General features: G+C 44.0%; 24 protein-coding genes. 12 read left to right on the plus strand and 12 right to left on the minus strand.

Annotated elements, in window-relative coordinates; genetic code table 11:
* Positions 1-815 (minus strand): cystathionine beta-lyase (gene metC, locus BCU12_RS15145; protein WP_102405091.1); only part of this gene is annotated, 815 nt, incomplete at its 3' end.
* Positions 816-918: 103 nt separating this feature from the next.
* Positions 919-2,373 (minus strand): cardiolipin synthase, encoded by a 1,455-nt coding sequence (cls, locus tag BCU12_RS15150; RefSeq protein ID WP_102405092.1) that lies wholly within the window; start codon positions 2,371-2,373, stop codon positions 919-921.
* A 369-nt stretch (positions 2,374-2,742) separates the two neighbouring features.
* Between cls and BCU12_RS15155 the strand changes: the two genes are divergently transcribed.
* From BCU12_RS15155 to BCU12_RS15165, 3 genes are all read left to right on the plus strand, one after another.
* The gene (locus tag BCU12_RS15155) at positions 2,743-4,173 is read left to right on the plus strand and encodes a sodium-dependent transporter (RefSeq protein WP_102405093.1); all 1,431 of its coding nucleotides are present in this window, start codon (positions 2,743-2,745) and stop codon (positions 4,171-4,173) included.
* Between the two features lie 183 nt (positions 4,174-4,356).
* Positions 4,357-5,067: a TIGR01621 family pseudouridine synthase gene (locus tag BCU12_RS15160; RefSeq protein ID WP_102405094.1), complete on the plus strand. Its 711-nt coding sequence runs from the start codon at positions 4,357-4,359 to the stop codon at positions 5,065-5,067.
* Between the two features lie 47 nt (positions 5,068-5,114).
* The gene (locus tag BCU12_RS15165; RefSeq protein ID WP_102405095.1) at positions 5,115-6,047 is read left to right on the plus strand and encodes a class I SAM-dependent methyltransferase; all 933 of its coding nucleotides are present in this window, start codon (positions 5,115-5,117) and stop codon (positions 6,045-6,047) included.
* A gap of 58 nt (positions 6,048-6,105) precedes the next feature.
* Here BCU12_RS15165 and BCU12_RS15170 read toward each other — a convergent pair whose 3' ends face one another.
* Genes BCU12_RS15170 through BCU12_RS15185 form a run of 4 tightly spaced genes read right to left on the minus strand, consistent with a single transcriptional unit; the run spans position 6,106 to position 10,187 of the window.
* The gene (locus BCU12_RS15170) at positions 6,106-6,720 is read right to left on the minus strand and encodes a CDP-alcohol phosphatidyltransferase family protein (RefSeq protein ID WP_102405096.1); all 615 of its coding nucleotides are present in this window, start codon (positions 6,718-6,720) and stop codon (positions 6,106-6,108) included.
* The gene (locus tag BCU12_RS15175) at positions 6,713-7,360 is read right to left on the minus strand and encodes an ATP-binding cassette domain-containing protein (RefSeq protein WP_102405097.1); all 648 of its coding nucleotides are present in this window, start codon (positions 7,358-7,360) and stop codon (positions 6,713-6,715) included. Before BCU12_RS15175 ends, BCU12_RS15170 begins: the two co-directional genes overlap by 8 nt.
* A complete protein-coding gene (locus BCU12_RS15180) occupies positions 7,326-9,035 on the minus strand; it encodes a thiamine ABC transporter permease (protein WP_102405098.1) in 1,710 nt (569 codons plus the stop codon). The genes BCU12_RS15175 and BCU12_RS15180 overlap by 35 nt, the downstream gene beginning before the upstream one ends.
* A 6-nt stretch (positions 9,036-9,041) precedes the next feature.
* The gene (locus tag BCU12_RS15185) at positions 9,042-10,187 is read right to left on the minus strand and encodes an ABC transporter substrate-binding protein (RefSeq protein WP_102405099.1); all 1,146 of its coding nucleotides are present in this window, start codon (positions 10,185-10,187) and stop codon (positions 9,042-9,044) included.
* Positions 10,188-10,611: 424 nt separating this feature from the next.
* Between BCU12_RS15185 and BCU12_RS15190 the strand changes: the two genes are divergently transcribed.
* On the plus strand, positions 10,612-12,456 hold the full coding sequence (locus BCU12_RS15190) for a methyl-accepting chemotaxis protein (protein ID WP_241909845.1): 1,845 nt from the start codon (positions 10,612-10,614) through the stop codon (positions 12,454-12,456).
* Between the two features lie 89 nt (positions 12,457-12,545).
* On the opposite strand, the gene BCU12_RS15195 is transcribed toward BCU12_RS15190, so the two are convergent.
* Positions 12,546-12,992, minus strand: a complete 447-nt coding sequence (locus BCU12_RS15195) for an META domain-containing protein (RefSeq protein WP_102405100.1) — start codon at positions 12,990-12,992, stop codon at positions 12,546-12,548.
* A gap of 224 nt (positions 12,993-13,216) precedes the next feature.
* On the opposite strand from BCU12_RS15195, the gene BCU12_RS15200 reads away from it, so the two are divergent.
* Both BCU12_RS15200 and BCU12_RS15205 read left to right on the plus strand, forming a co-directional pair.
* On the plus strand, positions 13,217-13,465 hold the full coding sequence (locus BCU12_RS15200; protein WP_102405101.1) for a DUF1289 domain-containing protein: 249 nt from the start codon (positions 13,217-13,219) through the stop codon (positions 13,463-13,465).
* 38 nt (positions 13,466-13,503) lie between these two features.
* Positions 13,504-14,685 carry a BamA/TamA family outer membrane protein gene (locus tag BCU12_RS15205; RefSeq protein WP_102405102.1) on the plus strand — a complete coding sequence of 394 codons (1,182 nt, stop codon included), beginning with the start codon at positions 13,504-13,506 and terminating at the stop codon, positions 14,683-14,685.
* Between the two features lie 102 nt (positions 14,686-14,787).
* Here BCU12_RS15205 and BCU12_RS15210 read toward each other — a convergent pair whose 3' ends face one another.
* Together BCU12_RS15210 and BCU12_RS15215 are read right to left on the minus strand one after the other, a co-directional pair.
* The gene (locus BCU12_RS15210) at positions 14,788-15,009 is read right to left on the minus strand and encodes a hypothetical protein (protein WP_102405103.1); all 222 of its coding nucleotides are present in this window, start codon (positions 15,007-15,009) and stop codon (positions 14,788-14,790) included.
* Between the two features lie 292 nt (positions 15,010-15,301).
* Entirely contained in the window at positions 15,302-15,580 is a 279-nt protein-coding gene (locus tag BCU12_RS15215; protein ID WP_102405104.1) for a hypothetical protein, read from the minus strand.
* A gap of 261 nt (positions 15,581-15,841) precedes the next feature.
* On the opposite strand from BCU12_RS15215, the gene BCU12_RS15220 reads away from it, so the two are divergent.
* Complete coding sequence (locus BCU12_RS15220; RefSeq protein WP_102405105.1) at positions 15,842-16,201, plus strand: PilZ domain-containing protein; 360 nt, start codon at positions 15,842-15,844, stop codon at positions 16,199-16,201.
* A 118-nt stretch (positions 16,202-16,319) separates the two neighbouring features.
* Here the strand turns inward: BCU12_RS15220 and BCU12_RS15225 are convergent, their stop codons facing one another.
* Positions 16,320-17,213 (minus strand): LysR family transcriptional regulator, encoded by an 894-nt coding sequence (locus tag BCU12_RS15225; RefSeq protein ID WP_102405106.1) that lies wholly within the window; start codon positions 17,211-17,213, stop codon positions 16,320-16,322.
* Positions 17,214-17,537: 324 nt separating this feature from the next.
* Here BCU12_RS15225 and BCU12_RS15230 point away from each other — a divergent pair, with 324 nt between their 5' ends.
* On the plus strand, positions 17,538-18,365 hold the full coding sequence (locus tag BCU12_RS15230) for an AraC family transcriptional regulator (protein WP_102405107.1): 828 nt from the start codon (positions 17,538-17,540) through the stop codon (positions 18,363-18,365).
* A gap of 42 nt (positions 18,366-18,407) precedes the next feature.
* A complete protein-coding gene (locus tag BCU12_RS15235) occupies positions 18,408-19,025 on the plus strand; it encodes a LysE family transporter (protein WP_102405108.1) in 618 nt (205 codons plus the stop codon).
* A gap of 62 nt (positions 19,026-19,087) precedes the next feature.
* Here BCU12_RS15235 and BCU12_RS15240 read toward each other — a convergent pair whose 3' ends face one another.
* Positions 19,088-20,014, minus strand: coding sequence for a PstS family phosphate ABC transporter substrate-binding protein (locus BCU12_RS15240; protein ID WP_102405109.1), 927 nt, complete (start codon positions 20,012-20,014; stop codon positions 19,088-19,090).
* 233 nt (positions 20,015-20,247) lie between these two features.
* Here BCU12_RS15240 and BCU12_RS15245 point away from each other — a divergent pair, with 233 nt between their 5' ends.
* Positions 20,248-22,248: an EAL domain-containing protein gene (locus BCU12_RS15245; RefSeq protein ID WP_102405110.1), complete on the plus strand. Its 2,001-nt coding sequence runs from the start codon at positions 20,248-20,250 to the stop codon at positions 22,246-22,248.
* A gap of 179 nt (positions 22,249-22,427) precedes the next feature.
* Here BCU12_RS15245 and BCU12_RS15250 read toward each other — a convergent pair whose 3' ends face one another.
* Positions 22,428-22,850 (minus strand): organic hydroperoxide resistance protein, encoded by a 423-nt coding sequence (locus tag BCU12_RS15250; protein ID WP_102405111.1) that lies wholly within the window; start codon positions 22,848-22,850, stop codon positions 22,428-22,430.
* Positions 22,851-23,023: 173 nt separating this feature from the next.
* Here BCU12_RS15250 and BCU12_RS15255 point away from each other — a divergent pair, with 173 nt between their 5' ends.
* Together BCU12_RS15255 and BCU12_RS15260 are read left to right on the plus strand one after the other, a co-directional pair.
* Positions 23,024-23,467, plus strand: a complete 444-nt coding sequence (locus BCU12_RS15255) for a MarR family transcriptional regulator (protein WP_102405112.1) — start codon at positions 23,024-23,026, stop codon at positions 23,465-23,467.
* Positions 23,468-23,532: 65 nt separating this feature from the next.
* On the plus strand, positions 23,533-23,983 hold a 451-nt coding region (locus tag BCU12_RS15260), incomplete at its 3' end, for a glutathione peroxidase (RefSeq protein WP_102405113.1).

Below are 23,983 nucleotides of genomic sequence, written 5' to 3' on the forward strand. Positions count from 1 at the left end.
TTAGCGATCGCTAAGCTGTTTTCAGCATGTTGACGCAGTCGAACATCGAGTGTACGAATGCCGCGTAATCCTAAATAAGCATCGTCTGGTGAAACACACTGGCCCATTAAATAGCTTTGTTCTCTCAATTGTGGCCAGTACTTCTCTGACGCTACAGCAGTCCCTAACATGACGTCAGAGTGCCCAACAATGTATTTGGTCGCGGCTTGAATTGAGATATCAACACCAAAATCGAAAGGAGAGAAGTTCACGCCCGCTGCCCAAGTGTTATCAAGCATAACAATGATGTCCGTTTCATGAGCAATTCGAGACAAAGTCGGAATGTCTTGAACTTCCATTGTCACAGAGCCTGGAGACTCAGTGAAAAGGATCTTGGTATTTGGCTTGATGAGATCACGTATACCTTCACCGTGCATGGGATCATAGTAGGTGGTTTCTACGCCCATCTTCTTCATGATGGTGTCACAAAAGTCACGCGTTGGTTCATAACAGGTATCGACCATAAGAATGTGGTCACCTGTTTCTACAAACGACAAAATAGCATTAGAGATAGCAGCCGTCCCACAGGGGTATAGCGCACACCCTGCACCACCTTCAAGCTCAACCATCGCATCTTGGAAAGCAAAATGAGTGTTAGTACCACGGCGTCCGTAGAAAAGCGTTTTATTGGCACGGTTCATCATGGCGGCATTCTTTTCGGCGACCGTATCAAAAACGATCGTAGACGCTCGTTGAACGGGAGGGTTAACCACACCATTAGTCCATTTTTTGTCGCGACCCGCCGTGATGAGGCGCGTAAGTTTGCTTTTCGACATTTGTATTCCTTGTCATCGAATTGATATAGGTCTATTTAAAGCATGGAGTGACTGCTTCTTTCAACCCTTTAAACGTTATATTTCAGTACTAAAAGCTATCTTTTTAGAGTAGAGGATTGAATAGGAAGAAGGCTCTCTCTAAAAACTTATGTTGTATCGGCCTCGCTTTCCAAACGTCGCGATCAACTTTATATGATTGATCGATGTACTGTTGCTGCAACCAGAGCATCTCTTTGGTGAAGGATTGATCTTGTACCGCGAGCGTCAGTTCGAAATTGAGCCACAGGCTCCGCATGTCCATATTGACGGTGCCCACTAAACTGAAATGGTCATCGATCACGACAGACTTGGTGTGAAGTAGCCCGCCGTGGAATTCGTAAATGTTGACACCCGCATTCAGTAGATCACCATAAAATGCTCGTGAAGCCCATTTCACCATTAAGGAGTCGTTTTTATGCGGAATTATAATGTCCACTTTAACGCCTCTTTGTGCGGTCAGCTTAATCGTTTCGAGCAAGTCGGTACTGGGTACAAAATAGGGGGTAGTGATTTTTACTGAATCGTTGGCCTGATGCATGGCAAGAGCAAGCACCTGCAATATCAAATTCTCCGGCATCCCAGGGCCTGATGGCACGACCTGTATCGGGTGCTGCTGCTGCGACTCATCGATGTGGCACTCCGGTAATTTTGGCAGATGTCGAATACCTGTCTCGACTTCCCAATCCCAACTGTGAATAGCGGAAAGGACATTAACCGTTGGCCCAGTGATTCTGACCATAATGTCAATCCAGTGTCCCACATCTGAGTTTTGTTTGAAGTAAGCAGGGTCAACCATATTCATCGAGCCTGTATAAGCCACCATGTCATCAATCACGATAATTTTTCGATGCTGACGAAGATCAAGACGTCTTAAGAACATACGCCAAGGGCTAACCTCTAAGGCCTGAACGACCTCGACACCCGATTGCTTCATCATTGCATACCAAGGGCTTTTAAAAAAACGAGGGCTACCCGCCGAATCAAGAAGCAGCTTCACTTTTACGCCTCGTTTAGACGCTTGAATTAAAGCACTGGCTACGGAGTCTGCTAAGCCACCTGGATGCCATATATAGAAAACCATGCTGATGCTGTGTTGGGCTTGTTCTATATCTTCAATAATTGAGTGGAGAATTTCATCGGGAGAATTTTGCAGGGACAAAGAGTTCCCACTTAAAGCTGGAATGCTCATTCTATTGTTACAAAGATCATCGATCTTAGAAATATGGCCATTCAATGATTCGGGAAGGTGGGCTTGGCAATGATTAAGTTGACTAAACCATTGCTCAAAAGGGCTAAACATCTCTTTTGCTCGATCGGCACGCTTACGACCTAAGTTGAGTTCACCGAAAAGGAAATAACAGAATACACCGAAGACAGGAACGATATAGATGATCATAAGCCAAGCGAGCGAAACACTCACCGCTCTTCGCTTTAGAACGATACGTAAAGTGACACCAGCGACAAGAAACCAGTAAAGGCCTATGCCTGCTAAAGTGAGAAAATGATAAAACTTATCCATAGATCAATACGATGCTAAAGGGGGAGTATGGATAGTAAATGGATTCAATGAAGATAGGAATGTCTATTTGCTAAGATATGAAATAGGTAACAGTACAATGTTGTTGGATTTTTGAATATGACAGGTGTGATTGTAACAAATTGTTTATAAATGCAACAGATAAGCGCTAAAACTATGGATTAGTCCGTAATATATACTATCTGGGGTTCCAATTTTAATTGCAAACTGGTTTACTTGCCATACTTGAGCGTCAGTAAACCCTTATTGGGTGTAAACATTGGTGTACGGCCTGTATTTACACTCCAACTTTTAAGACGCCAGATAAGACAGATACATTTATACAAACACAACAGAAAATTTGGAGATATCGTGGCGACTAGCAGTACAACCACAAAGCCCCGTGATACCTGGGGTTCGAAACTAGGATTCGTAATGGCCGCAGCTGGCTCAGCTGTAGGTTTAGGTAATATTTGGAAATTCCCGTATACAGCAGGTGAAAGTGGCGGCGGCGCGTTCGTTCTTATTTACCTTCTGTTTGTAATCTTTATTGGTTTCAGTGTGATGCTGACTGAATTTGCTGTAGGTCGTAAGACTGGCGTTTCAGCAGTAGGTGCATTTAAGAATACCGATCGTCGTTGGTCGTTCGTCGGCGTAATTGGTGTTTTCAGTGGTCTATTGATCATGGGTTTCTACCCAGTTGTTGGTGGTTGGGCAATTGCTTACATCTACAAACTGTCAACAGGTCTATTGAGTGCGCCTGAAGCGATCGGTGATAGCTTTGGTGCGTTCATCTCAAACCCGATTGAGCCGCTGATGTGGATGGGTCTTTACCTACTTCTAAACATCGCTATCGTTGCTCGCGGTATTTCTGGTGGTATCGAAAAAGCAGGCAAAATTTTAATGCCTATGCTTTTCATCATCCTCATTATCGTTTCGGTAAAAGGCATGATGCTTCCAGGTGCAAGTGCTGGTCTTGAATTCCTATTCAAACCTGACTTCTCTCAAGTCGATAGCAGTGTGGTTCTAGCGGCATTGGGTCAAGCGTTCTTCTCACTAAGCTTAGGTATGGGTTGTATGATCACATACGGTAGCTACCTGAAGAAGAAAGAAAACCTAGTACAAACAACCGCTATGGTAACGGCGATGGATACCAGTGTTGCAATCCTAGCGGGTCTAGCAATGTTCCCTGCAATGTTCGCATTTGGTATGGCGCCAGCAGCTGGCCCAGGTCTAGTGTTCGTGGTTGTGCCTCAGCTGTTTGCTGAAATGGGCGCAGTTGGCTTGATGTTCGCACTGATGTTCTTCGTTGGTCTAAGTGTTGCAGCTCTAACATCTTCAGTATCTCTACTTGAAGTGGTTGTATCGTACTTAATCGATGAGAAAGGTTTGAAGCGTTCTTCAGCCGTAGGCCTTGCAGCGACAGTAATGGCTGTGTTGTGTGTGTTCTCTTCAATTTCTCTAGGTGGCTTAGGTCCTCAATTGTTTGGTACAGGTGCATTCGATGTATTTGACTTACTAACAGACAAAATCTTCCTAGCGGTTGGCGGTATGCTAATCTGTATCTTCGCTGGTTGGAGACTGAACCGTGAAGATCTTGAAAAAGAAATCACTAACGACGGTACGATCAAATTCCCTCTATTCGGTCTTTGGTACAACCTAGTGAAGTACGTGATTCCTTTTGCTGTAGCGATTGTTGCTATCGCAGGCATTAAGGCAGGGTTTGATAGCGGTAAAGGTGCAATCATGCTGATTGGCTTAGGCGTTATCGTAGTCTCTGGCTTCATATCTAAGAAGTTGTAAGTTTTTCTTAGAGCCAGTACTTTGTAGCTGGCTTTATTGAATTGAAAAGCGAGAAGCATTTATTTGTTTCTCGCTTTTTGTTTTCTAGCAGTGAATATGGGCTAGACAGAAGTGGAACGTCAACTACCACTGGCATCCTACACGATACTGGGTATACTCCAACTCGAAAATGGAGCTAGCCTGATGTTCGATATACTTTATACCCATACAGATTTTCTTGTTATCAACAAACACCCTAATGTGTCTGTCCACAAAGACGATGGTGATACCATGCTTCTCCAAGAAGTTGGGCACCAAAGTGGCGATGAACAATTGTATTTAGTACATCGACTGGACAAAATGACATCAGGGATTCTGCTGCTAGGGCGGAATAAAGAGAGTGCTAGCTCACTTTCGAAAGCTTTTGCTAACCGAGAAGTCGCGAAGTTTTATCTCGCAATTAGCAGTAAAAAACCCAAGAAGAAACAGGGTCTCATTATTGGGGATATGGAACGTTCTCGTCGATCAAGCTGGAAATTGACCAAGTCTCAAAATAACCCGGCAATTACACAGTTTATGTCGCTGCCTGGTGAGCCTGGTGAACGCCTATTCTTATGCAAACCCCATACAGGTAAAACTCATCAGATACGTGTTGCTCTTAATTCTGTTGGCTCTAGTATTGTTGGTGATTCGATTTACAATGCCAGTAGTCAATCAGACCGTGGCTATCTTCATGCCTTTGGCCTTATCTTCACACATAAGGCGTTAGAGTTTCAGTTTGTTTGCGATCCCAGAGAGTATTCCACGTTAGGTGAGAAGTGGCATGAGCCATTAGTGAGTGAAGGCATTGCAACATGGCTAAAGCCCGACTTGTTGGCTTGGCCAAAGCTTAAAAATGGCCCTAAACCTAAATAAAGACGAAAAATAACTTAACTAATAATCAAATATTGATAGAGAAGAATATGCAGGTTTCCCAACTACCGACCTTTTTTGAACATATCGAATCTGAACTCGCACAAGCCCCGAATGAATTGCGTCGCCTTTTTCATGGTAGAGGACACAACTGGCAAGGGCTTGAGCAGATGACCTGTGACTGGCTACAAGGTCAGATGATCGTTAGCTTGTTTAAGTTGGTGGATGACGCGTTCCTAATGAGTCTAAAAAAAGGTTTGCTAGCGTTTACCCAAACATCGCCTTGGCTAGAGAAGTCTGGTTCTTGCATCGTTGTTCAACATCGATATACCGACGGCGCACCCTCTGAAGTTCTAGTTGGCGAGTTAGAGTCTAGGCCTGTCGTGACAGAAAGTGGATTAAAGTATCAGCTGGACATCGGCCGAAACCAGAACTTTGGTTTGTTCTTAGACATGCGCTTAGGTCGTAAATGGGTAAAAGAACGGTCTGAGAAGAAAAATGTGCTTAATCTATTTGCTTACACCTGTGGTTTTTCCGTTGCGGCAATAGAAGGTGGCGCGACCAAAGTGGTGAACGTCGATATGTCGAAATCATCACTGAGCAAGGGTCGCGAAAACCACCGATTGAATGAGCATGACTCGCGATCGGTCAACTACCTTGGCTATGACATCTTTAAGTCTTGGGGAAAGATCAAGAAGATGGGACAGTATGATTTAATCATCATTGATCCGCCTTCGTTTCAAAAAGGCAGCTTCGCCTTGACTAAAGATTACAAGAAAATCTTACGCCGACTGCCTGATCTCTTAACGGAAGGTGGTGAAGTTCTTGCGTGCGTTAATTCGCCTGTCGTGAACAGTGAATTCCTTGTCGATAGCATGAAAGAAGAAGCGCCAAGCCTTTCATTCCAGTATCGATTAGACAACCCTCCAGAGTTTATTGATACAGACCCTGAAGCGTGTCTAAAAGCGCTTGTGTTCAGTTAAATCGTGGCTTTGGTAGCGCGTATGATGCATAAAAAGTAGCGCTCTCTAGCGCTACTTTTTATTTGGTTTCATTCAGAGTATGGAATCCCGAGTAGATACGGTTGGCGGTCGTAAACCAACACGCAGCTGAATAAATATAAGCGATGAGAGCGAAGTGCATTGGGAACAAACAGAACGCAATGAAACACGCGATGGTTTCTGTCCCTTCAGTCAACCCGCTCATGTAATACAGCGATTTATGTTTATACACTGGGTTTTCAATTCCTCGCTTGCCCGCCATCACCGCAAAGGCTAAGAAGCTCGTTCCTGTCCCAATAAATGAGAAAATCAAAAAAGCACCCGCAATGGCGTTTTGATCAGGGTTGGCTAAGATGAACCCGAATGGGATAAGCGAGTAGAAAATGAAATCTAAACTGATGTCGAGAAATCCGCCTGCATCGCTTATCCCCTGAATACGTGCGAGTGCGCCATCAAGCCCATCGCAAACACGGTTGATAACAACCAGAAACAAAGCAAGGTGATACTGTTCTAAAGCCAAAGCGGGCAGAGCAAGGCAACCAATGACAAATCCGAATAAAGTTGTCTGATTGGCTGTAATGCCAACGCGATTTAGCCCTTTTGCTGCGGTCGCTAACGGCCATCGAATGATTTTGATGCTAAGACTATCAAGCATGATGCGTCTCCCAAGGCCAGCTATACACCTTACTGTTTGGTGGCACGTCTTCTTTGTCGTGCGTAACCATTAAGGTAGGAATATTGGCGGCTGACAGTTCACTGATCACCCAATCCCGAAACTGACGTCTTAGCTCTTTATCTAATTTACTAAAGGGCTCATCCAGTAAGGCGAGCTTAGGCTTAGCCAAAAGCATCCGGGTTAAGCTAATGCGCGCACGCTGGCCTCCAGATATCTGCTGAGGGAATGATTCAGCCAGTTGTTGTAGTGAGATAGCCGTTAGTGCTTTCATCGCTTGCGCTTTTCTCTCTTGGCCTTTCACGCTATTTGGGAGCGCAAAAGCGAGGTTCTCCCATACATTGAGGTGAGGGAATAACAGGTCGTCTTGGAACAGAATACCGACCTGTCTTTTGTGAGGCTCAAGTTGAGAAATATCTTTATCATTGAGCAATAGCTGCCCGTCATAATGAAACTCATCAGATAGGTGTCCAGCGATCAAATCAAGCAGCGTCGATTTGCCACAGCCGCTAGGCCCCATAAGTGTGACGACTTCGCCATTGTCTATGTTCATGGATAAAGACGTAAACAGTGGCACTCCTTGGACACTACGGACGGAAAGGTTTTTGAGACAAAGACTCATTGGGCAATAGACCTTTAATAGAAAGCTGGCGAGAGCGTAGGCTCAATCGACCAAGCAAAAATGCAAATGAAAAGAAGAGTAGCGGTAAGATGGCTTGCCAAAGCGCGTAAATTGCCGTGACACGTCTGTCGAAACCACTGGAAAGCGCGACGGCTTCTGTCGTAATGGTAGAGATTCGACCTGCTCCTAGCATGAGTGTTGGCAGGTACTGGGCCAAACTGACACTCGCCCCAATCGCCCAAGCCAAAGACATACTGAGCAGTAAAATTGGAAGTTTTATCTTCCACCATACGAGCGCCGGATGTTTACCAAGGCTCAAAGCCGACTTGGTTAAATTAACGTTGTAACTGCGCCAAGGTCCATCAAGCGAAAGGTAGACATAAGGAAACGCAAAAAACACATGAGCCCAAAGCGTCCACAAGTAATAGCTTCCTTGATTGATGTACAAAGTCGCGATTTGAATGCCAAAAAGTAGAGAGAGTTGTGGGATGAGAATTGGAATGGCAATGAGAAAGTCTGGCATCGCCCATTTATGTTTGATTCTATATTCATGGGTAAGCACTGCGAGTACTAGCGCGATTGTTGCACTTAGCATAGCTAATGTCAGGCTTTGCTGAATATTACCAAACAGTGCACTCCACTCAAACTCCCAGTAACGCGTTGTAAACTGACTCGGTGCGAGATCGGGAAAACGCCAACGCTGGGCGAAACTCCACACGACCATAAGCGGCACGATGACGATCGATGTAGCGAATACGCTAATTAGAATCGTTTTGCCCCCCAGTGCTCTTCCATATCGCCCGGACGATTGCCACTGTCGAGCTTTGGCGATAAAAAACCACTCTATAAACCGGGCTACTATCATAGAAAAAGACGCGAGGAAGAAGAGTACCATCGCGCCTGCAGCCGCTCGGGGCAGCAAAGATAAGTCAGGGTCACTAAACCATTGCCACACTAGCGTTGCAAACGTAGGCGGATTGGTTGGGCCGATGATTAGGGCAATATCGACGACCGATAAGCTGTAGGCTATCACCGCGAGAATAGGAAAGCGCATCTTGCTCAGCCATTGTGGGAATATGGCTTTCCACCACATGTGAACACGGCTGTAGCCAAGAGATGCACTTACTTTGGTGGTTTGCTCTATGTTTAGCTGTTTAAGAATAGGGATGCTCATTAGAAGAAAAAATGGGATCTCCTTAAGCGCTAACATGATGACGAGCCCCAATGCGTAAGGGTCGTTGATGAGTAATGGCAGATCATTCACAGACTGCTGATTGGCGTCGTACCCAAACAGACTAAACAGAAAACGGGAAATAAGACCTGTTGGGGCAAACAGAAAAGCAAAACCGATGGCAAATGCTACGTGAGGGAGCGCCAGCAGCGGAGACAGCGCCAGTTCGATGCGATTCCAAAAACGATTTCCCCAGCTGGCAATGAGGATAACGAACGTCGCGAGCAAGGCTAAGTAGCTACTGAATAGGGAAGAAAATAAAGTCAGAGCGATGGAATGCCACGTACCTTGCCAGTCAAAGACTAATCGAAACCCTTCAAATGATGGCTGAAACATATTAATCGAAGGGATGTAACTCATTGATGAAGCAATGACTCCGACTATGCCTGGGATAGTCGGAGCGAAACAAATAACAATGATAAAGGGATACAGCGCTCTTAGCATTGAAGGTTAGTTTCCATATCGTTGAAGCCATTCTTTTTCGATAGCAGCCTGCCAACTAGGATGAGGCTCGGCAACAGATTTAAACTGTTGAGTATTCTTAGCGCTGCCTGTTAAATATTGACTGCTCAAGACTGAAGGGTCACCCCAAACCGATAGATCACCTTTGCGAGACTGAGCTTCTGGGCTAAGCAAGAAGTTGATCGCGACCTGTGCTCCAGCACTCGCATTCGCGTTCCATGGGATTGCTAGGAAATGAATGTTCGACAATGCTCCCGCTTCCATGGCGAATGCTTTGGTTGTGTCCGACAGCTTGCCACTGGCTTGAGAAGAAAAGACAGCGTTAGGGTTAAAGCTGATGGCAAGGTCTAGCTGACCATCATCAAGCAATTGAATGGTTTCCGTGGTTCCTGATGGGAACTGTTGACCACCACGCCATGCAACCTTATGAAATTCATTGAGATAAGCCCAAAGCGGCTCTGTGACGGCAGTAAAGTCACCTTCGGAAACTGGGCTGGCTAGCGCTGGGTCATTACTTGTGAGCTCGATAAGTAGAGATTTTAAAAAGCTTGTACCGTGAAACTCTGGTGGTCTTGGGTAGCTCAGTTTGTTTGGAAACGCTTTCGCATAACTGAGCATTTCAGCGTACGATTTAGGCGGGTTTTGCAAGGTGGCTTCGTCATGAATGAAAACAAGTTGGCCAACACCCCACGGTGCTTCTAGACCTAGCGTAGGCTCAGAGAAATCCACATCAATCGGTAGCGATTTATCAACATATTGCCAGTTTGGCAGTGACTGAGTAAACGGGCCAAACAACAACGCATTGTCCTTCATGGATTTGAAATTTTCACCATTGATCCAAACGATATCGACGCTTCCACCACTGTTCTTTCCAGCTGCTTTTTCTGCGACCAATCGAGTGGTTGTCTCAGCGATATCGGTGACTTTTACATGTTTTAGCGTGACACCATATTGCTCGCTCAACTCATTGCCTGCCCATTGAATGTAGCGATTAATTTCTTGGCTGCCTCCCCATGCATGAAAGTAGACAGTTTGCCCTTTTGCTTCAGTTTCAATGTGAGTCCAGTCTGAAGCCAATGTTGGCGCAGCAAATGTGGCTGATATAAGACCGATGGTGCCGAGTAGCGTTTTCATAACGATATCCATGTTTGATAAGAGTTTTTAACGTAATCCATTGATAAGAAATAGTAATCTATCTTGTTTATATATCAATGCTAATTGCCCATTGATTCATTTTGATGCGTACATTTTAGCCTAAAAAAATAGACGTTATTCAATGGAGATGAAGTAAAGACCTGCCATGTACGGAAAATATTGCACCGTTTTTCAGTAATTTTTTTGTTTCAGTGCCACTCAAAATGGGCGAATGAAAGGAAGCAATACTCGGTTTATCTCTTTGTAATCACGCAAATTGTCAATATCAGCCTAATATTGTTGTAGTAACGATAAATGAAACGTAGGCAGCACGAGCTGTTTTAAATAATGACTGATAGAAATTTCGCCAATTTAGGGCTGTGCCGATAGATATGGATTCGGTCATTAATACTGGGGCATAGGTATGTTTAATAACATGAAGATAGGCAGTCGTTTAGGGCTTGGATTTGGCTTAGTACTTTTATTGCTGGTTACTACGGCTTATCTCTCGTTCAACGCATTACAAACGGCGTCTGCTGGGTTTTCCGACTATCGTTCATTGGCAAGAAATACGAATAATGCAGGGCGAGTCCAAGCGAACTTATTAAGTGTTCGTTTAGCGGCACTAAAGTACATTGATAGCTCCGACTTGGTATTTTTGAAGGTACAACAAGAGCGATTCAATCAGCTTCAACAATTGATGCAGGAAGCAAGGCAGGAGGCATCATCAACAGAAGAAAAAGAGACATTTGAAAGCGTTGAAGAACATTTGCTTTCTTATGATGAAACCTTTGATGTGATTAAGAAAAAAATAGAACGTCGACATGTACTTGTGCATGATACGCTTGATGTTCTCGGGCCTCAGATTGAAAAGTTGATCACAGCGCTGTTATTGGGCAGTAAAAATGATGGCAACATGGACGAAGCTTTTGATGTCGCTCAATCAATGCGGCATCTGCTTCTCGCTAGGCTCTACGTGACGAAGTTTCTTAGCAGCAACTCACGGCAAGATGTGGATAGAGTAGAGAGTGAATTCCAGAGCTATTTGCGCACGTTTAATCAAGTGACCAACCAAACCAGTAACCCAGAACATCAACGAATGATTCAAGAGGTTAATGGGTTAAATACGCGTTATATTGCTGCTTTTGAAGAACTCGTGGAGGTAATTTTCGAACGTAATCAATTAAAAAGTGAACGCTTAGATCTCGCAGGCTCTGAGTCTGCAATCTTGATTGAAGACCTTAAACTGGAAATTAAAGACAGGCAAGATTTACTTGGCCCTAAACTTCAAAGCGCGAATGATCAATCCAAGGCATTTGTTATCGCAATCAGTGTCGTTGCTGTATTACTGGGTGTTGTTCTTGCTGTTGTCATCACAAGGTTAATTACCACCCCCATTCGCGAAGCCGTGACGGTCGCTAATCGTCTTGCGAAAGGAGACCTCACCTCTAAAATCAGTGTCCAAAGCAACGATGAAATGGGGCAACTGCTCCGCGCTATGCAACATATGGTAGAACAGCTTTCTTCAATCATCAAAGAGGTGAGAGGCGCTTCGAATAACCTTGCAAGTGCCTCCGATAAAGTCAGCGCAACCGCGCAATCCATGGGCATATCGTCGGCTGAGCAAGCTGAAAGTGTTGAATTGACCACCGATTCTATGGAAGAGATGACTTCTTCAATCAGTTTAAACACCGACAATGCAAAAGTGACAGATAGCATGGCCTCAAACGCAGCGAAAGAGGCCAAAGAAGGGGGCGTTGCGGTAGAGAAAACGGTTCTAGCGATGAAGAAAATCGCGGAAAAAATAGGGATTATTGACGATATCGCCTACCAGACCAATTTGCTCGCATTGAATGCGGCTATTGAAGCGGCTAGAGCCGGAGAGCATGGTAAAGGTTTTGCCGTTGTTTCGGCTGAGGTGAGAAAACTGGCAGAGAGAAGCCAAGTGGCTGCGCAAGAGATCAGCGAAGTGGCAGCAAGCAGTGTGGAGCTAGCAGAAACGGCTGGGATGTTACTAGGGAAAATTGTTCCATCAATAACGAAAACATCCGATTTGGTTCAGGAAATCAGCGCGGCTTCTGAAGAACAAAAAGTAGGCGTGAGGCAGATTAACACGGTTATGATGCAGCTCACCGCGATCACGCAGCAAAATGCCACGAGTTCTGAACAGCTGACGGCGACATCTGAAATGATGAATGTACAAGCGCAAAAGCTAAAATCGGTGATGGATTTCTTTACTGTAAATGAACATGAAGGTAAACAAGGTTGAAGGGTGAAAATGCGCAGAACAGTGTGTTTTAAACGCAAAAAAAGAGCGGTCGTCCGCTCTTTTTCTCATAGGAGGTTAACTTAAGAAGGCTAGTTTACCCAGTCACGCAGGGTGAATGTCAGAGTATGGGCATCGTTTTTCAATTCTAGGCTGTCTTTTGTTAAGGTGATATCACTCCATTCCGTCAACACTTGAGACATTGTCATCTCAGTGTTCATGGCATCTTCACCACACATTTTCATGGTCATGCCCATTTTTTCAATGCGGAATTTATTATCTTTAAGTTCGCCTTGACCAAAGAAGTTGTTACAGCCCGCATGACCATTTGCTGTCATGTTTTCACCAACCTCGAGTCTAACAGGTCTGTTATTGTCATCTTTAACGACATCGTTGCCGTCAATCTGCACGAGCTCCCAGTTATGGTGTTGTAGATCTTGCGCGGTAATTACTTGGGCTTCTTCGTCATTACTCACACAAGCAGTAAGTAAAACAGGGACAGAAATAGCAGCAACTAACGTTTTTAAACTAAGCTTCATAATAGATAACTCCACAATCGGAAATCGAGCCCAAGCGATACGCTTAGAGGCGTTAATATTGGCAAAAGTATAGACAATAAAACACTGTTTTTGTCAGCTCTAAGTCATACTTCATGTTGTTTCACCGTTTATAAAAGAGAAATAAGGTGATAAATTTTATTTGTTAACGCATTGAAAGTTGTCATATTTAATTGTGTTAACCTCTATCGGTTCAGGAGGCATTGATGGAACAACTGGAATTCTTCACCGTGCCAAGCCCTTGTGTTGGTGTATGCAATGTTGATCCCAAAGGCTATTGCCAAGGCTGTATGAGAAAGCGAGATGAACGCTTTAATTGGTTGTCTATGACGCCAACACAGCAGTTACACGTTATAAAACTATGCAAACTCCGTTACAGAAGGAAAATGCAAAAACAGAACAAGATAGAGGTTACGGAAGTTGAGAAGGCAAGCCCTCAACAAGACCTCTTCTAACCACCTTCTCTCATTGAACACGTTGAATGGATTCACTTATGTTTAAAAATCTATACCGAGTACCCGCTGCAGCTGCGCTGGTGTTTTCACCACTCGCTGTTGCCGTATCTTTCGTTGATCCCATTGATGGCATGTTAGATATGGGGGAGTATCTAGCGGAAAATGCGTATGGTTTCCTGCCTGTTCCAGTGCTGATTACTGAACCCGCTTTGGGTATTGGGGGAGGAATGCTCGGCGTTTTTTTGCATGAATCGGAAGAAGAGAAAGAAGCGAGGAAAAAATTGGCAATGGCCTCCATTGATGGTGGTGCTAACCTAATTCCGCCTGCGGTCACGGTTGTAGGGGGCGGGGCTACTGAAAATGGAACCTGGTTTGGGTTGCTGGGACATCGACGTACCTGGGATCAAGATTCCATCCGCTACATGGGCGGCTTGGGCTATGGAAACGCGTTTATCGATATCTATGCCGATATAGGAAATGGTAGTCAGTGGATACCCAATAAAAGTGTCAGCTTCGAGAGCGATAACAAAGGGTATGGTGGTATGCAGCACCTACAGTTTAGAGTTGCAGACACGCCACTTTTTCTGGGTGTTTCGCAGTTTTGGGCGCGATCGGACGTTCGCTCTTCAAATGCCGCCGTGAATACTATTTTAGAGAAATTGATTGGTCTTAGTTCGACTGCATCGGGGTTAGGGGTAACCGCAGAATACGACACCAAAAACAGCTTCTTTTATCCAACGGATGGGTATTCGGTTAACGTAGAATACATGGTCTATCGTGACGCAATCGGAAGTGATAATAAATACGATACATTCGAGTTATCAGGCCAATCCTTTCATCCTATTTCCTCTGATTGGACGTTAGCATTTGCTGCAAGTTATGAATCATTAACGCAAAAAGACTCAGGTTTATTGCCACCCTTGGCAAAGCCCTATGTAAAGCTTCGTGGGGTATCAGCTTTTCGTTATCAAGACAACTATGTCTCGTCCATTCAAACGCAGTTAATGTGGGATATTGATAGTCGCTGGACGATATCAGGCTTTATTGGAACGGGCAGTGCAAGTCGAGAGTTGGAAAACTTATATGACGAAGCGCACGCGGCTTATGGAGCGGGGTTTCGCTATTTAATCGCTCGTCGCTATGGCATCAGAATGGGGATGGATTTTGCCTTCAGTGAGGAAGACAATGCCTTTTACTTTAACGTGGGGTCCGGTTTTTAGAGTGATTGCCAAAACGTCGGTTTAGGAGGTGAGAGCTGAGGTTCTTAAGACAACAACGCCGCTCTTCAAAGCGGCGCAATAGCACAATTTCATGAACTGATTTTACTTCAGACTCCAGTGATCGCTCACCCAGCCTCCAGCACTTTCATCGAAATGACTCCCGCTGAAACGGTGGTTTCTTTCTACATTTTCATCAAGGTGAGGTCCGTCATCAAGTAGGTCATGGATATAGTTGGCCATTGCGTCGTTGGACATTTCTCGCTGCTTTTTCGTTGCAACCTCTTTTATCAATTGTAGTCGATATGCAGTACTTGCTCTTTTCATCCTCAATGACCTCCTAGTTAACATACTTAATAACAAAAGTTAGAAGTTAATCACATTACCGTCAAATCGATTTCGGACAATTTTTGAGACTTTTTGACCGGTTATTTTTGACCATATAAAAAGTGTTAAAGAATCAAAAAGTAAGCAAGAGAGATTGGGATATCGCCTAGAAAATTAATCGATTTCATTTCGATTGTGTCAAGTGGCATATAAGAATGACAAAGTCGTTTTAAACTCAGTGTATTCTTTATCTATAAGGTAACCCTTAGTGATGTTCGGTCTACTGTGGTGGTTAGAGAACAGAGTCAATAACGCGAGTAATATAGAGTTTATTATTTTGCTCGACACACCATGAGCGTTTCAGGCCTCGTTTATTAAACTCCGCTCCGATTGAGGCTTTGGTTTGTGTTGTAGAGCGAGAGAAATAGAGAGTTTCACACAGCTCTATATTCGACATGTTTTGCGGGTATTGAGTGACGGTACTTTGTCTCATACCCACAGCGCTCGCTTGTTGGTTAGAGCAGCCTTGTAAAATGATGGCAACCAGTGAAATAGTCATGAATCGAAGCATCGAAATCCTAGCGCTTTTGTTTATTCGAAATAGAGCAGGCAAGATACCACAGCACACGGTTTTCTATTCAGTTAACTTGCTCAATCCATAGAGTAGAGCTCAATGTTCACAACCTCTTTGGATAATCGATCCTCAGTCTGCTAAAGTTTATAGGTTATAGGTCGACAATAGAGTAGTCAGGAATGAAGAGGGATTTTCCAGTTTTGCAGAGTAGTGATCAGTTAAGTAAAGCCACAGACATCGGGTTGGAGTTATAACCTTATGAGTGAAGATTCAATTCAAAAAAGGCAGTATTACCGATTAAAGTACCCGAAAAGAGCCATGCCAGTGATGGTGATTCAAAATGCTCATTACCATGTGAGTGAGGTTTCGGAGAAAGGTATTCGTTTTGTCATTGATGATCCTAATCGAGTGCATCATGGATTAGACCTTTCTGGTGTGCTGAATTTACATGATGATAGTGAAGTCCGTGTCGAAGGCTCAGTGCTACGGTTAGACAAGAATGAAGTCATTATTCTTCTGACAAAAGGGCCAAGTTTTAAAGATATGGTGCAAGAGCAGCGTCATATTCGCCAAAAATATCCTGTCTTTTACGCCAAATTACGTGAATGTACCACTTAGAACCCAATCCTCCCTCACTCTGTTGAGGGATTTTTCTATTTCGTTTCCCCCAGATGCTTCTTGTGTGGTCCACCTATCGAAACAGAGGGCCGGTTGAGCCATTTCTTCGTTGCGATGATTAAATTTTTCTGACGGCCTCTTCAATTGGGGCGCTGATAGATTCATATCGTGCGGGTAAACTTCGATGACGTTTGTGAACCATGTATAAGGTTTCTTGCACTGGATGTTTCGTCGGGGCAATGTACAACGCCTCTTTATTCTGGAAGCTTTCGATCGCACCTCTAGGAATCACAGTAAAACCAACGCCCATCGCCACAGGTAAGAGTATTTGACTGAGTTGGTTGATGTAACCCGAGCGAGGCAATTCATCTCGATTTATTTGGGCGAGTTCAGCATCCCCACAAAGATCCAAATAGAGAGCCAGATAGTGAGTCACATCAGGGTGTGCAATCAACCCACATTTATTGAGGAGATCGGCCGTGATGGATTGCCCTGCATAATCTTTCGGTAGAACTAAACAAAGCTCTTCAGTCCCAATGGTTTTACTCTGGAACAACCCATTATTAGGAGCGTGGGTGACAAGGCCAAGGTCAATCGATCCCGCTTGCAGATCATTGAGAATTTTTTGGTTTGGTGCTGCCTCAATTTGAATCGATAAAGTTGGGTGCTGCTGTTGCAATGTCAGCAATTTGGGATAAAGCACCAAGGCCAATGACCCAGAACAAGCAATTTTACATTCACCGGAGTAGGGATTATCAAAGCTGAGTTTTTCTTTCAACAACGCGTCTTCTAGCTCTAGTTTTAGAGCGTGTTGATAGACGATACGACCTTGCTCTGTGAGTTCGAAGCTTTTGCCTTCACGTTTCAGTAAGAGGTGATCGCAAGCTAATTCCAGCTTTTTTATGTGTTGGCTGACACCGGGTTGAGTCATGTACAGCTTTTCAGCGGTTTGGGTGAAATGGCCCATATCGACAAGGGTTTTGAACGTGTTCAGCCAAAGTGGATTGAGCATGGCTAACCTCAGAGATTGATAACAGAGTATTATTATATTAATCGAAATCGATAATAAAAGTGGCAAAAAGTGTTCATTAAGAAATAAGGGGGGGGTGAGATGCATCAAATTGCTGATTGTTTGCAAATGGTTTCCGCTTATGGGTTGCACTCTGAAGACCAGAATCAAACTTGAAGGCATTTCTCACTATAATCAACCTGTCGTGGTCGATCGCTTTGCCAACAGAATTCAAACTGAGCAACTTTGTTCAAGTTTTTCCATCTATAGATTTCTATAGTAAGCCAAGGTAATGTCATACAACGTATCAATGACTAGGAGATAGGTTTGGAAAAACAAAATCACTTTCAATTCACGGGTAATGAGCAAGTCGACAGAGTCGGTATGCTCAGTGCTACGATGAGTGATTTTTCTTATTCCAAGCACGCTCATGAAGAGTACTCAATAGGTCTCACGCTTAAAGGTCGACAGGACTTCTTTTGTCGAAATGCTTTTCACAAAAGCCCTCCAGGTGGTGTGATGCTATTTAACCCAGAAGACATTCATGATGGCCACTCAGGCGGAGAACAAAACCTTGAGTATATTATGCTCTATGTTCATCCAGACGAGTTTAACCCTCTTTTCCGTTCACTTGGCTACACAAGAAAGAGTGAAATGCGATTAAAAGACACATTGTTTAATGATCCCATGCTTCGTCAGCAGGTTTGGTCTATGTCTGGGTTACTTCAATCTCCAAGTTTCTCTCAGATCGATTATGAATCTAACTTGTATTCTTTGGCCCAAACTCTGGTCAAGAATCACGGTAGCTTAGATTTAGCCGAACGGCACTCTCGAACGGATACGCTTCTCTTGAGGGCAAAAGACTTCATATTGTCCAACTTTGGTGACGAGCTCTCTATCGACTCGATTGCTGCGTCAGCCAATATGTCGAAGTTTCATTTCATACGTATGTTCCGCGCTCAATTTGGCATTACTCCACATCAATATGTTTTGAACTGTCGTATCAATCATGCTCGAAAAGGTCTGCTCGCTGGGCTCAATGCGACGCAAGCTGCAGTCGCATCCGGTTTTTCTGATGTTAGTCACCTTAACCGGAATTTCAAGCAGGTGTTTGGTATGACGCCAAAGCAGTTTCAATTGCAGTGGGTTCGTTAATTCAAGCGAACACTGCAGCGTTTTGTCGTTATGGAGTGATTCATGTTAGAAATATTTGCTTATGCCTTTGGCATTATGTACACCCCCGGACCCGTTAACCTGCTGGGGTTGAACTGTGGTTTCAATAACCGAACACGTAAACATCTTGGCTTCTTTATCGGTGTTGGTAGCGCGATGTTCATTCTGTTTGTGTTTCTCAGTTATGTGGGATTAAAGGTGGTCAATCCGGAGCTTCTGCCGTTCATCAGTTTAGCGGGTTGCGGCTACATACTGTATATTGCCCGAAAGGTGGCTTCGGCTAACGTGTCATTAAACAGCAAGGGCGATGACCAAAATGCGCTGAGTTTCAGAGACGGTTTGTTGATGCAACTGCTCAACCCGAAAGGCCTAGTGGCAACGTTACCGATCGCAACCATTCAATTCCCTAGTGCAGGAGTGACGGGGGTGTCGGTGCTTTTCTGGTCATTAATATTAGCGGTGTTAGCGTTTGGCGCTCCAACAAGCTATTCGTTATTGGGGCAACTCGTTGGCAAACGCTTAGAGAACCCGATCTATTTTAAAGTGTTCAACTATGTGATGGCTTCACTACTGGTTTATGTCGCGTTAACGATTGGCTATGAACATGTCTACACAAAGCTGTTTACCCAGCACAATGGTTGAATGCTCTAGAGAGCACTGTTGAATAGGCATCGAATGGGTTGCGTGTGCTCGTTAAAGGGAACTTACTTCCCATTGAAAGTGGCTAATGCTGAATCGTAAGCATGGCTTGGGAGTGGCACATAGCCCGCCTGTTTAACAACGTCAGGTGTGCTGTGTTTGTTTAGATACAGGTTTACAAACCGTCTAACAAAGGCTCTATTCTTCATAGACTGAGTATTGACGTAAATAAACAAAGGTCTAGAGAGTGGCTGATACAAACCGCTTGCGGCATTTGAAGCATTTGGAAGAACGGCTTCTTCTCCTTGCCGGCCGATGGCCACCGCTTTTAACGTGTCTTTATGCTCCAAATAATAAGCGAGCCCAAAAAAAGCCATAGCGTTAATGTCATTGGCAACGTTTTGCGCCAGAACGTTGTCATCTTCGTTTGGTCGGTAATCCTTTCGGCTCGTTTTTTCACCTAATACTGCGTCAACAAAGTAATCGTAAGTGCCGGAATGAGCACCTGGTCCATGGAGTTCGATAGGTTTATTGGGGTAGCGTTTATTTAAGTCACTCCAGCGTTGAACTACCCCTTCTGATTCAGGGCTCCAAGCGGTTTTGAGTTCTTCAACCGTCATCGAGTGAGCCCACGAGTTGTGTTTATTGACGACGACAGTAATGGCATCAAGCGCGACGGGCAGCTCAATAAATTCAATGCCGTTTTGTGCACAAATGTTCATTTCCTTTGCTTTGATTGGCCTTGAAGCATTCGATATATCGATGTCCCCTCGACAGAATTTGTTAAATCCACCGCCAGTTCCATTGATACCAATCGCGATTTGAGTTTCACCATTTTCAGTCGCCATAAACTCTTTTGCTATGGCATTCGTGATAGGAAAGACCGTACTTGAACCATCCACCTTGATGAGGTTTTTTGCTTGAGAATATGAGCAAGATAGACAAGTAACTAATATTACAATCAATGGTTTGGGTGTTTTCTTTGCTGTCATTTTTTAGCCAAAATTCACTCAGTGAGATTGCTGCTACTGATAATGTTGCCATTTTAATATTAATTTAATATTACGATCTGATAATCCTCGTCAATGTTTTAACAATCATATAGATAAATTGGTTTGTCTATATCACCGCAACGGTTTGGAAGAATTGGAGCAGGTGATATTAGGTCAGAACCAGTTTTCAACTGAGAATTGGAATGCTTAGTTGTTAAAGTTAGGGACGCGGAATGAAGGCAAAGAGGTTATTTTTACTCACGGTTACTTTGGCAGGAATTATTATTTCCTTAACAACGTTACTGTTTGCGCAAGCGAACAAATTGTTGACAGAGAAAGCCCCGCTGATTGAAGCCTCTCAGGAAATCAAAATTAACGGCACACTGGCGCACCTTTGGTTCGAAGAGGTCATGTCTGGGGATGCTACTCAGTCGGTGCAAGAAGTGTGGTATTACCTCGACCTTGCAGACTGGCATACATTAGCTTTACTAGAAGGTGGGAGAAGCATACAAGGTGACTTTAAGCCCATCCAAGATCCTGCTTTGCGAATCATCTTGGTTTCAATGCGAGACACACTCGTTAAGTTTAGAAATGAAGCGTTACTAAGGCATCAAAATAAAGATATCTCAAGTGCGGGTTCGGCCATTGATATCCGGTCAGATGAAATGTTCCTAGACTTCATTCAAGAAGCGGATGATGTACAAAGAGCCGTGAAAATGCACCTAGAAGAGGGGATACAAAGATACCAGTACATCAGCATTATGTTGATCATGGTCTCCATTGCTAGTGTTGCGTATTTGTACCGCGTGCTTAATAAATTTGAAGAGAACAGAACCGTTTGGGTTGAATCCTTAAGTAAAGCGAATGAATCTATCGCGGCCAAAAATGAACAACTGCATAACCAAGCACATTATGACTCTCTGACGAAATTGCCAAATCGGGTGATGTTTCTAGAGAGCTTGGAAAAGTCTGTTTCGAGAGCGTCACGATTAAAGAATACGTTTGCTGTGCTGTTCATCGATTTAGATCATTTCAAAACAGTTAACGATCAATATGGTCACGACATTGGTGACAAGCTTCTAAAAAGTGTTGCGACACGCATCAACCACTGCATTCGAGACTCCGATACTGCCGCAAGAATCAGCGGAGACGAATTTGTTGTCGTTCTTGAACATCTCAATGATGTACAAAAAGCCACCAATGCGGCCAGTAAAATAGCCAAAAGTCTCAATAAGGCGCTGCAACGACCTTTTCAAATTAATGATGTTTGCGCATCCATTTCAGCCAGCATCGGTATTGCAATATATCCTGATGACAGTATGAACAGTGACTCTTTGATGCGCTACGCTGACAACGCGATGTATCACGCTAAGTCTTTGGGGAAGAACAACTTTCAGTTCTACTCTGAAGAGCTTAATCGCATTTCGATGTCGAGAATAGAAATCGAACGCGATCTAAAAATCGCCATTAAGCGAGATCAATTTACACTTTATTATTTGCCGAAATGGGAACTGAGAAGCGGCAAGATTGTGGGTGTTGAAGCTCTTCTACGGTGGTTTCACCCGACAAAGGGCATGATTTGCCCAGATGCATTCATTCCCATTGCTGAATCGACAGGATTGATTCGAGAGCTAGACTTGATGGTGTTGTCCAAGTCAATTGAGCAACAAAAAGAGTGGCAGGCGAGGGGGATTGATACGGGAACGATGGCGATTAATGTTTCTGCAAAAAGCCTCAAAAATCAGGCGTTCTTTGAGCAGTTAAAGCGCATTGTTATCGATTCTGGTGTTGACACAACAAGTTTAGAATTAGAAATCACAGAGAGTGTGCTGATTGAAAACGCAGAACAAGCGAAAGTCATCTTTAAGGAGTTAAAGCAACTTGGCGTTCGTTTGGCTTTGGATGATTTTGGCACTGGATTTTCATCACTCTCCTACTTGAAAGAATTCGACTTTCAAACACTCAAAATTGACCGAAGTTTTGTGGCGGATTACAGAGAAAGCGCCAAATCAATGGTGTTACTCAAAAACATTCTAAATTTAGGAAGAGAGCTTGGCCTAGATGTGGTTGCTGAAGGGGTTGAGACGAGCAAGCAACAAGAAGATCTGCAAGACTTTGGGTGTCTTATTGGGCAAGGCTATTTTATGACCAATCCACAACCCGCTAGTATTCTCATTAAGCGACTGTTTAGCGCTAACCTCGCGAAAGTTCAGTACCTCAGAAAGGTCAGTTAGATTTCTAGATTTAGAGAAGTGATGGGCGACAAAGATGTGCGCCATTCGCCGTTCTCTGTTCGGCAAAGAGAAAGATAGCCTCTGACAGTACCAGTATGGCTATCTTCGCTTCGCCTTTATAGAGAACATTTCAGTTCGGGAGCTATTCGGATTTATTCGGGAGCTCGCGAGCAATAAAGTTACAGCTCAATTCCGTTCACCGAGAGTTCTACATCAATGTTGCCGCGTACAGCGTTTGAGTATGGGCACACTTGATGCGCTGTTTTTACCAACTCAATGGCTTGATCTTGTTCAAGTTCTAACTCCACTGACAAGCTCACCGTTAATGCAAACCCGCCGTTATCATTTGGACCAATGCCTACGGTTGCCGTCGTTGGTGCAGACTTGACCGCTACTTTTGTTTCGCGAGCAACGTGCAAAATAGCGTTAGAGAAACAGGCTGAATATCCAGCGGCAAAGAGTTGCTCTGGGTTGGTTGCTTCCCCTGTCCCCCCCATCTCTTTAGGGTAACTTAGCGCTAGCGATAGTTTGTTGTCGTCAGTGCTTACCTGTCCGTTACGACCTGATAATGCAGTAGCGGATGTTGTGTAGAGTGCAGTCATTGTTTGAGTCCTTATTAGTTTATTTTCTTTACGGTACTTAGTTGTTACTTGTTATAGCCTGTTAGATTGCTATCAATTAAATTGTGCGCAATTGAATTTGGAATAATACTAATTGAAAAAAATGACGTGCGCAAGTATATTGTGCGCAATTAAGTTTTTGAGTGGTGACTGTTATGAGCGAACCTTGCTCTGAAGGTAATCTAAGGTTGGATAATCAGGTTTGTTTTGCACTTTATAGCGCATCGAATGCTATGGGACGTGCGTATCAGCCGATGTTGAAATCGTTAGATTTAACGTACTTACAATACATTGTCATGATGGTGCTTTGGGAAGATCAATCCATCAACATTAAGCAATTGGGTGAAAAAATGCATCTCGATTCGGGCACATTAACTCCGCTGGTGAAGCGCCTAGAGACAAAAGGGTATGTGACACGAACGCGCAGCTCTGAAGATGAAAGGGTACGGATTGTTACCGTGACAGAGCAAGGAAACGCTTTGAAAGAGCAAGCGAAGAGTATTCCAGAAGAAATGATGTGCATGGCAAAAATGAACGCTGACGCCCTGATGAGGTTGAAACGTGATTGCGAAGAATTACTGGCGAACCTTAGTCGTTAGGCCCCTAGTTCAGTTGGGCTTATTGCTATCGAATTATTGAGTGGCTATCTAAAATGGAGTCAAAAATGAGTGAATTTTATAAGCAGTCGATAAACACACTGCAAGGACAAGAGCTCAACCTGAGTGAGCTGGAAGGTAAGGTTGTGTTGATTGTGAATACCGCGAGCCAATGTGGCTTAACACCTCAGTATGAAGGTTTACAAGCGTTACATGAGCAATACTCAGACCAAGGTTTAGTGATCATTGGTTGCCCCTGTAATCAATTTGGGGAACAAGAGCCGGGAAGTGAAAAGGAGATAGAAGGGGGCTGCCTGATCAATTACGGTGTCAGTTTTACCATGAGTGAAAAGGTGGATGTGAATGGTAAGAACAGCCACCCACTTTTCGTCTATTTAAGAAAACAGCTTCCTGGCGTACTAGGCAGCCGCATTAAGTGGAATTTCACTAAATTCTTGATAGGTAAAGATGGGCAACCTATCAAGCGTTTTGCGCCAACGACCAAGCCCCAGGCTATTG

Source organism: Vibrio sp. 10N.261.55.A7, assembly GCF_002877365.1.
GTDB lineage: Bacteria > Pseudomonadota > Gammaproteobacteria > Enterobacterales > Vibrionaceae > Vibrio.

Excerpts from the sequence above, each read along its gene's own strand:
- cls (WP_102405092.1), bottom strand. The coding sequence starts at position 2,373 with ATGGATAAGTTTTATCATTTTCTCACTTTAGCAGGCATAGGCCTTTAC.
- BCU12_RS15160 (WP_102405094.1), top strand. The coding sequence starts at position 4,357 with ATGTTCGATATACTTTATACCCATACAGATTTTCTTGTTATCAACAAA.
- BCU12_RS15165 (WP_102405095.1), top strand. The coding sequence starts at position 5,115 with ATGCAGGTTTCCCAACTACCGACCTTTTTTGAACATATCGAATCTGAA.
- BCU12_RS15170 (WP_102405096.1), bottom strand. The coding sequence starts at position 6,720 with ATGCTTGATAGTCTTAGCATCAAAATCATTCGATGGCCGTTAGCGACC.
- BCU12_RS15175 (WP_102405097.1), bottom strand. The coding sequence starts at position 7,360 with ATGAGTCTTTGTCTCAAAAACCTTTCCGTCCGTAGTGTCCAAGGAGTG.
- BCU12_RS15180 (WP_102405098.1), bottom strand. The coding sequence starts at position 9,035 with ATGCTAAGAGCGCTGTATCCCTTTATCATTGTTATTTGTTTCGCTCCG.
- BCU12_RS15185 (WP_102405099.1), bottom strand. The coding sequence starts at position 10,187 with ATGAAAACGCTACTCGGCACCATCGGTCTTATATCAGCCACATTTGCT.
- BCU12_RS15190 (WP_241909845.1), top strand. The coding sequence starts at position 10,612 with ATGTTTAATAACATGAAGATAGGCAGTCGTTTAGGGCTTGGATTTGGC.
- BCU12_RS15195 (WP_102405100.1), bottom strand. The coding sequence starts at position 12,992 with ATGAAGCTTAGTTTAAAAACGTTAGTTGCTGCTATTTCTGTCCCTGTT.
- BCU12_RS15200 (WP_102405101.1), top strand. The coding sequence starts at position 13,217 with ATGGAACAACTGGAATTCTTCACCGTGCCAAGCCCTTGTGTTGGTGTA.
- BCU12_RS15205 (WP_102405102.1), top strand. The coding sequence starts at position 13,504 with ATGTTTAAAAATCTATACCGAGTACCCGCTGCAGCTGCGCTGGTGTTT.
- BCU12_RS15210 (WP_102405103.1), bottom strand. The coding sequence starts at position 15,009 with ATGAAAAGAGCAAGTACTGCATATCGACTACAATTGATAAAAGAGGTT.
- BCU12_RS15215 (WP_102405104.1), bottom strand. The coding sequence starts at position 15,580 with ATGCTTCGATTCATGACTATTTCACTGGTTGCCATCATTTTACAAGGC.
- BCU12_RS15220 (WP_102405105.1), top strand. The coding sequence starts at position 15,842 with ATGAGTGAAGATTCAATTCAAAAAAGGCAGTATTACCGATTAAAGTAC.
- BCU12_RS15225 (WP_102405106.1), bottom strand. The coding sequence starts at position 17,213 with ATGCTCAATCCACTTTGGCTGAACACGTTCAAAACCCTTGTCGATATG.
- BCU12_RS15235 (WP_102405108.1), top strand. The coding sequence starts at position 18,408 with ATGTTAGAAATATTTGCTTATGCCTTTGGCATTATGTACACCCCCGGA.
- BCU12_RS15240 (WP_102405109.1), bottom strand. The coding sequence starts at position 20,014 with ATGACAGCAAAGAAAACACCCAAACCATTGATTGTAATATTAGTTACT.
- BCU12_RS15245 (WP_102405110.1), top strand. The coding sequence starts at position 20,248 with ATGAAGGCAAAGAGGTTATTTTTACTCACGGTTACTTTGGCAGGAATT.
- BCU12_RS15250 (WP_102405111.1), bottom strand. The coding sequence starts at position 22,850 with ATGACTGCACTCTACACAACATCCGCTACTGCATTATCAGGTCGTAAC.
- BCU12_RS15255 (WP_102405112.1), top strand. The coding sequence starts at position 23,024 with ATGAGCGAACCTTGCTCTGAAGGTAATCTAAGGTTGGATAATCAGGTT.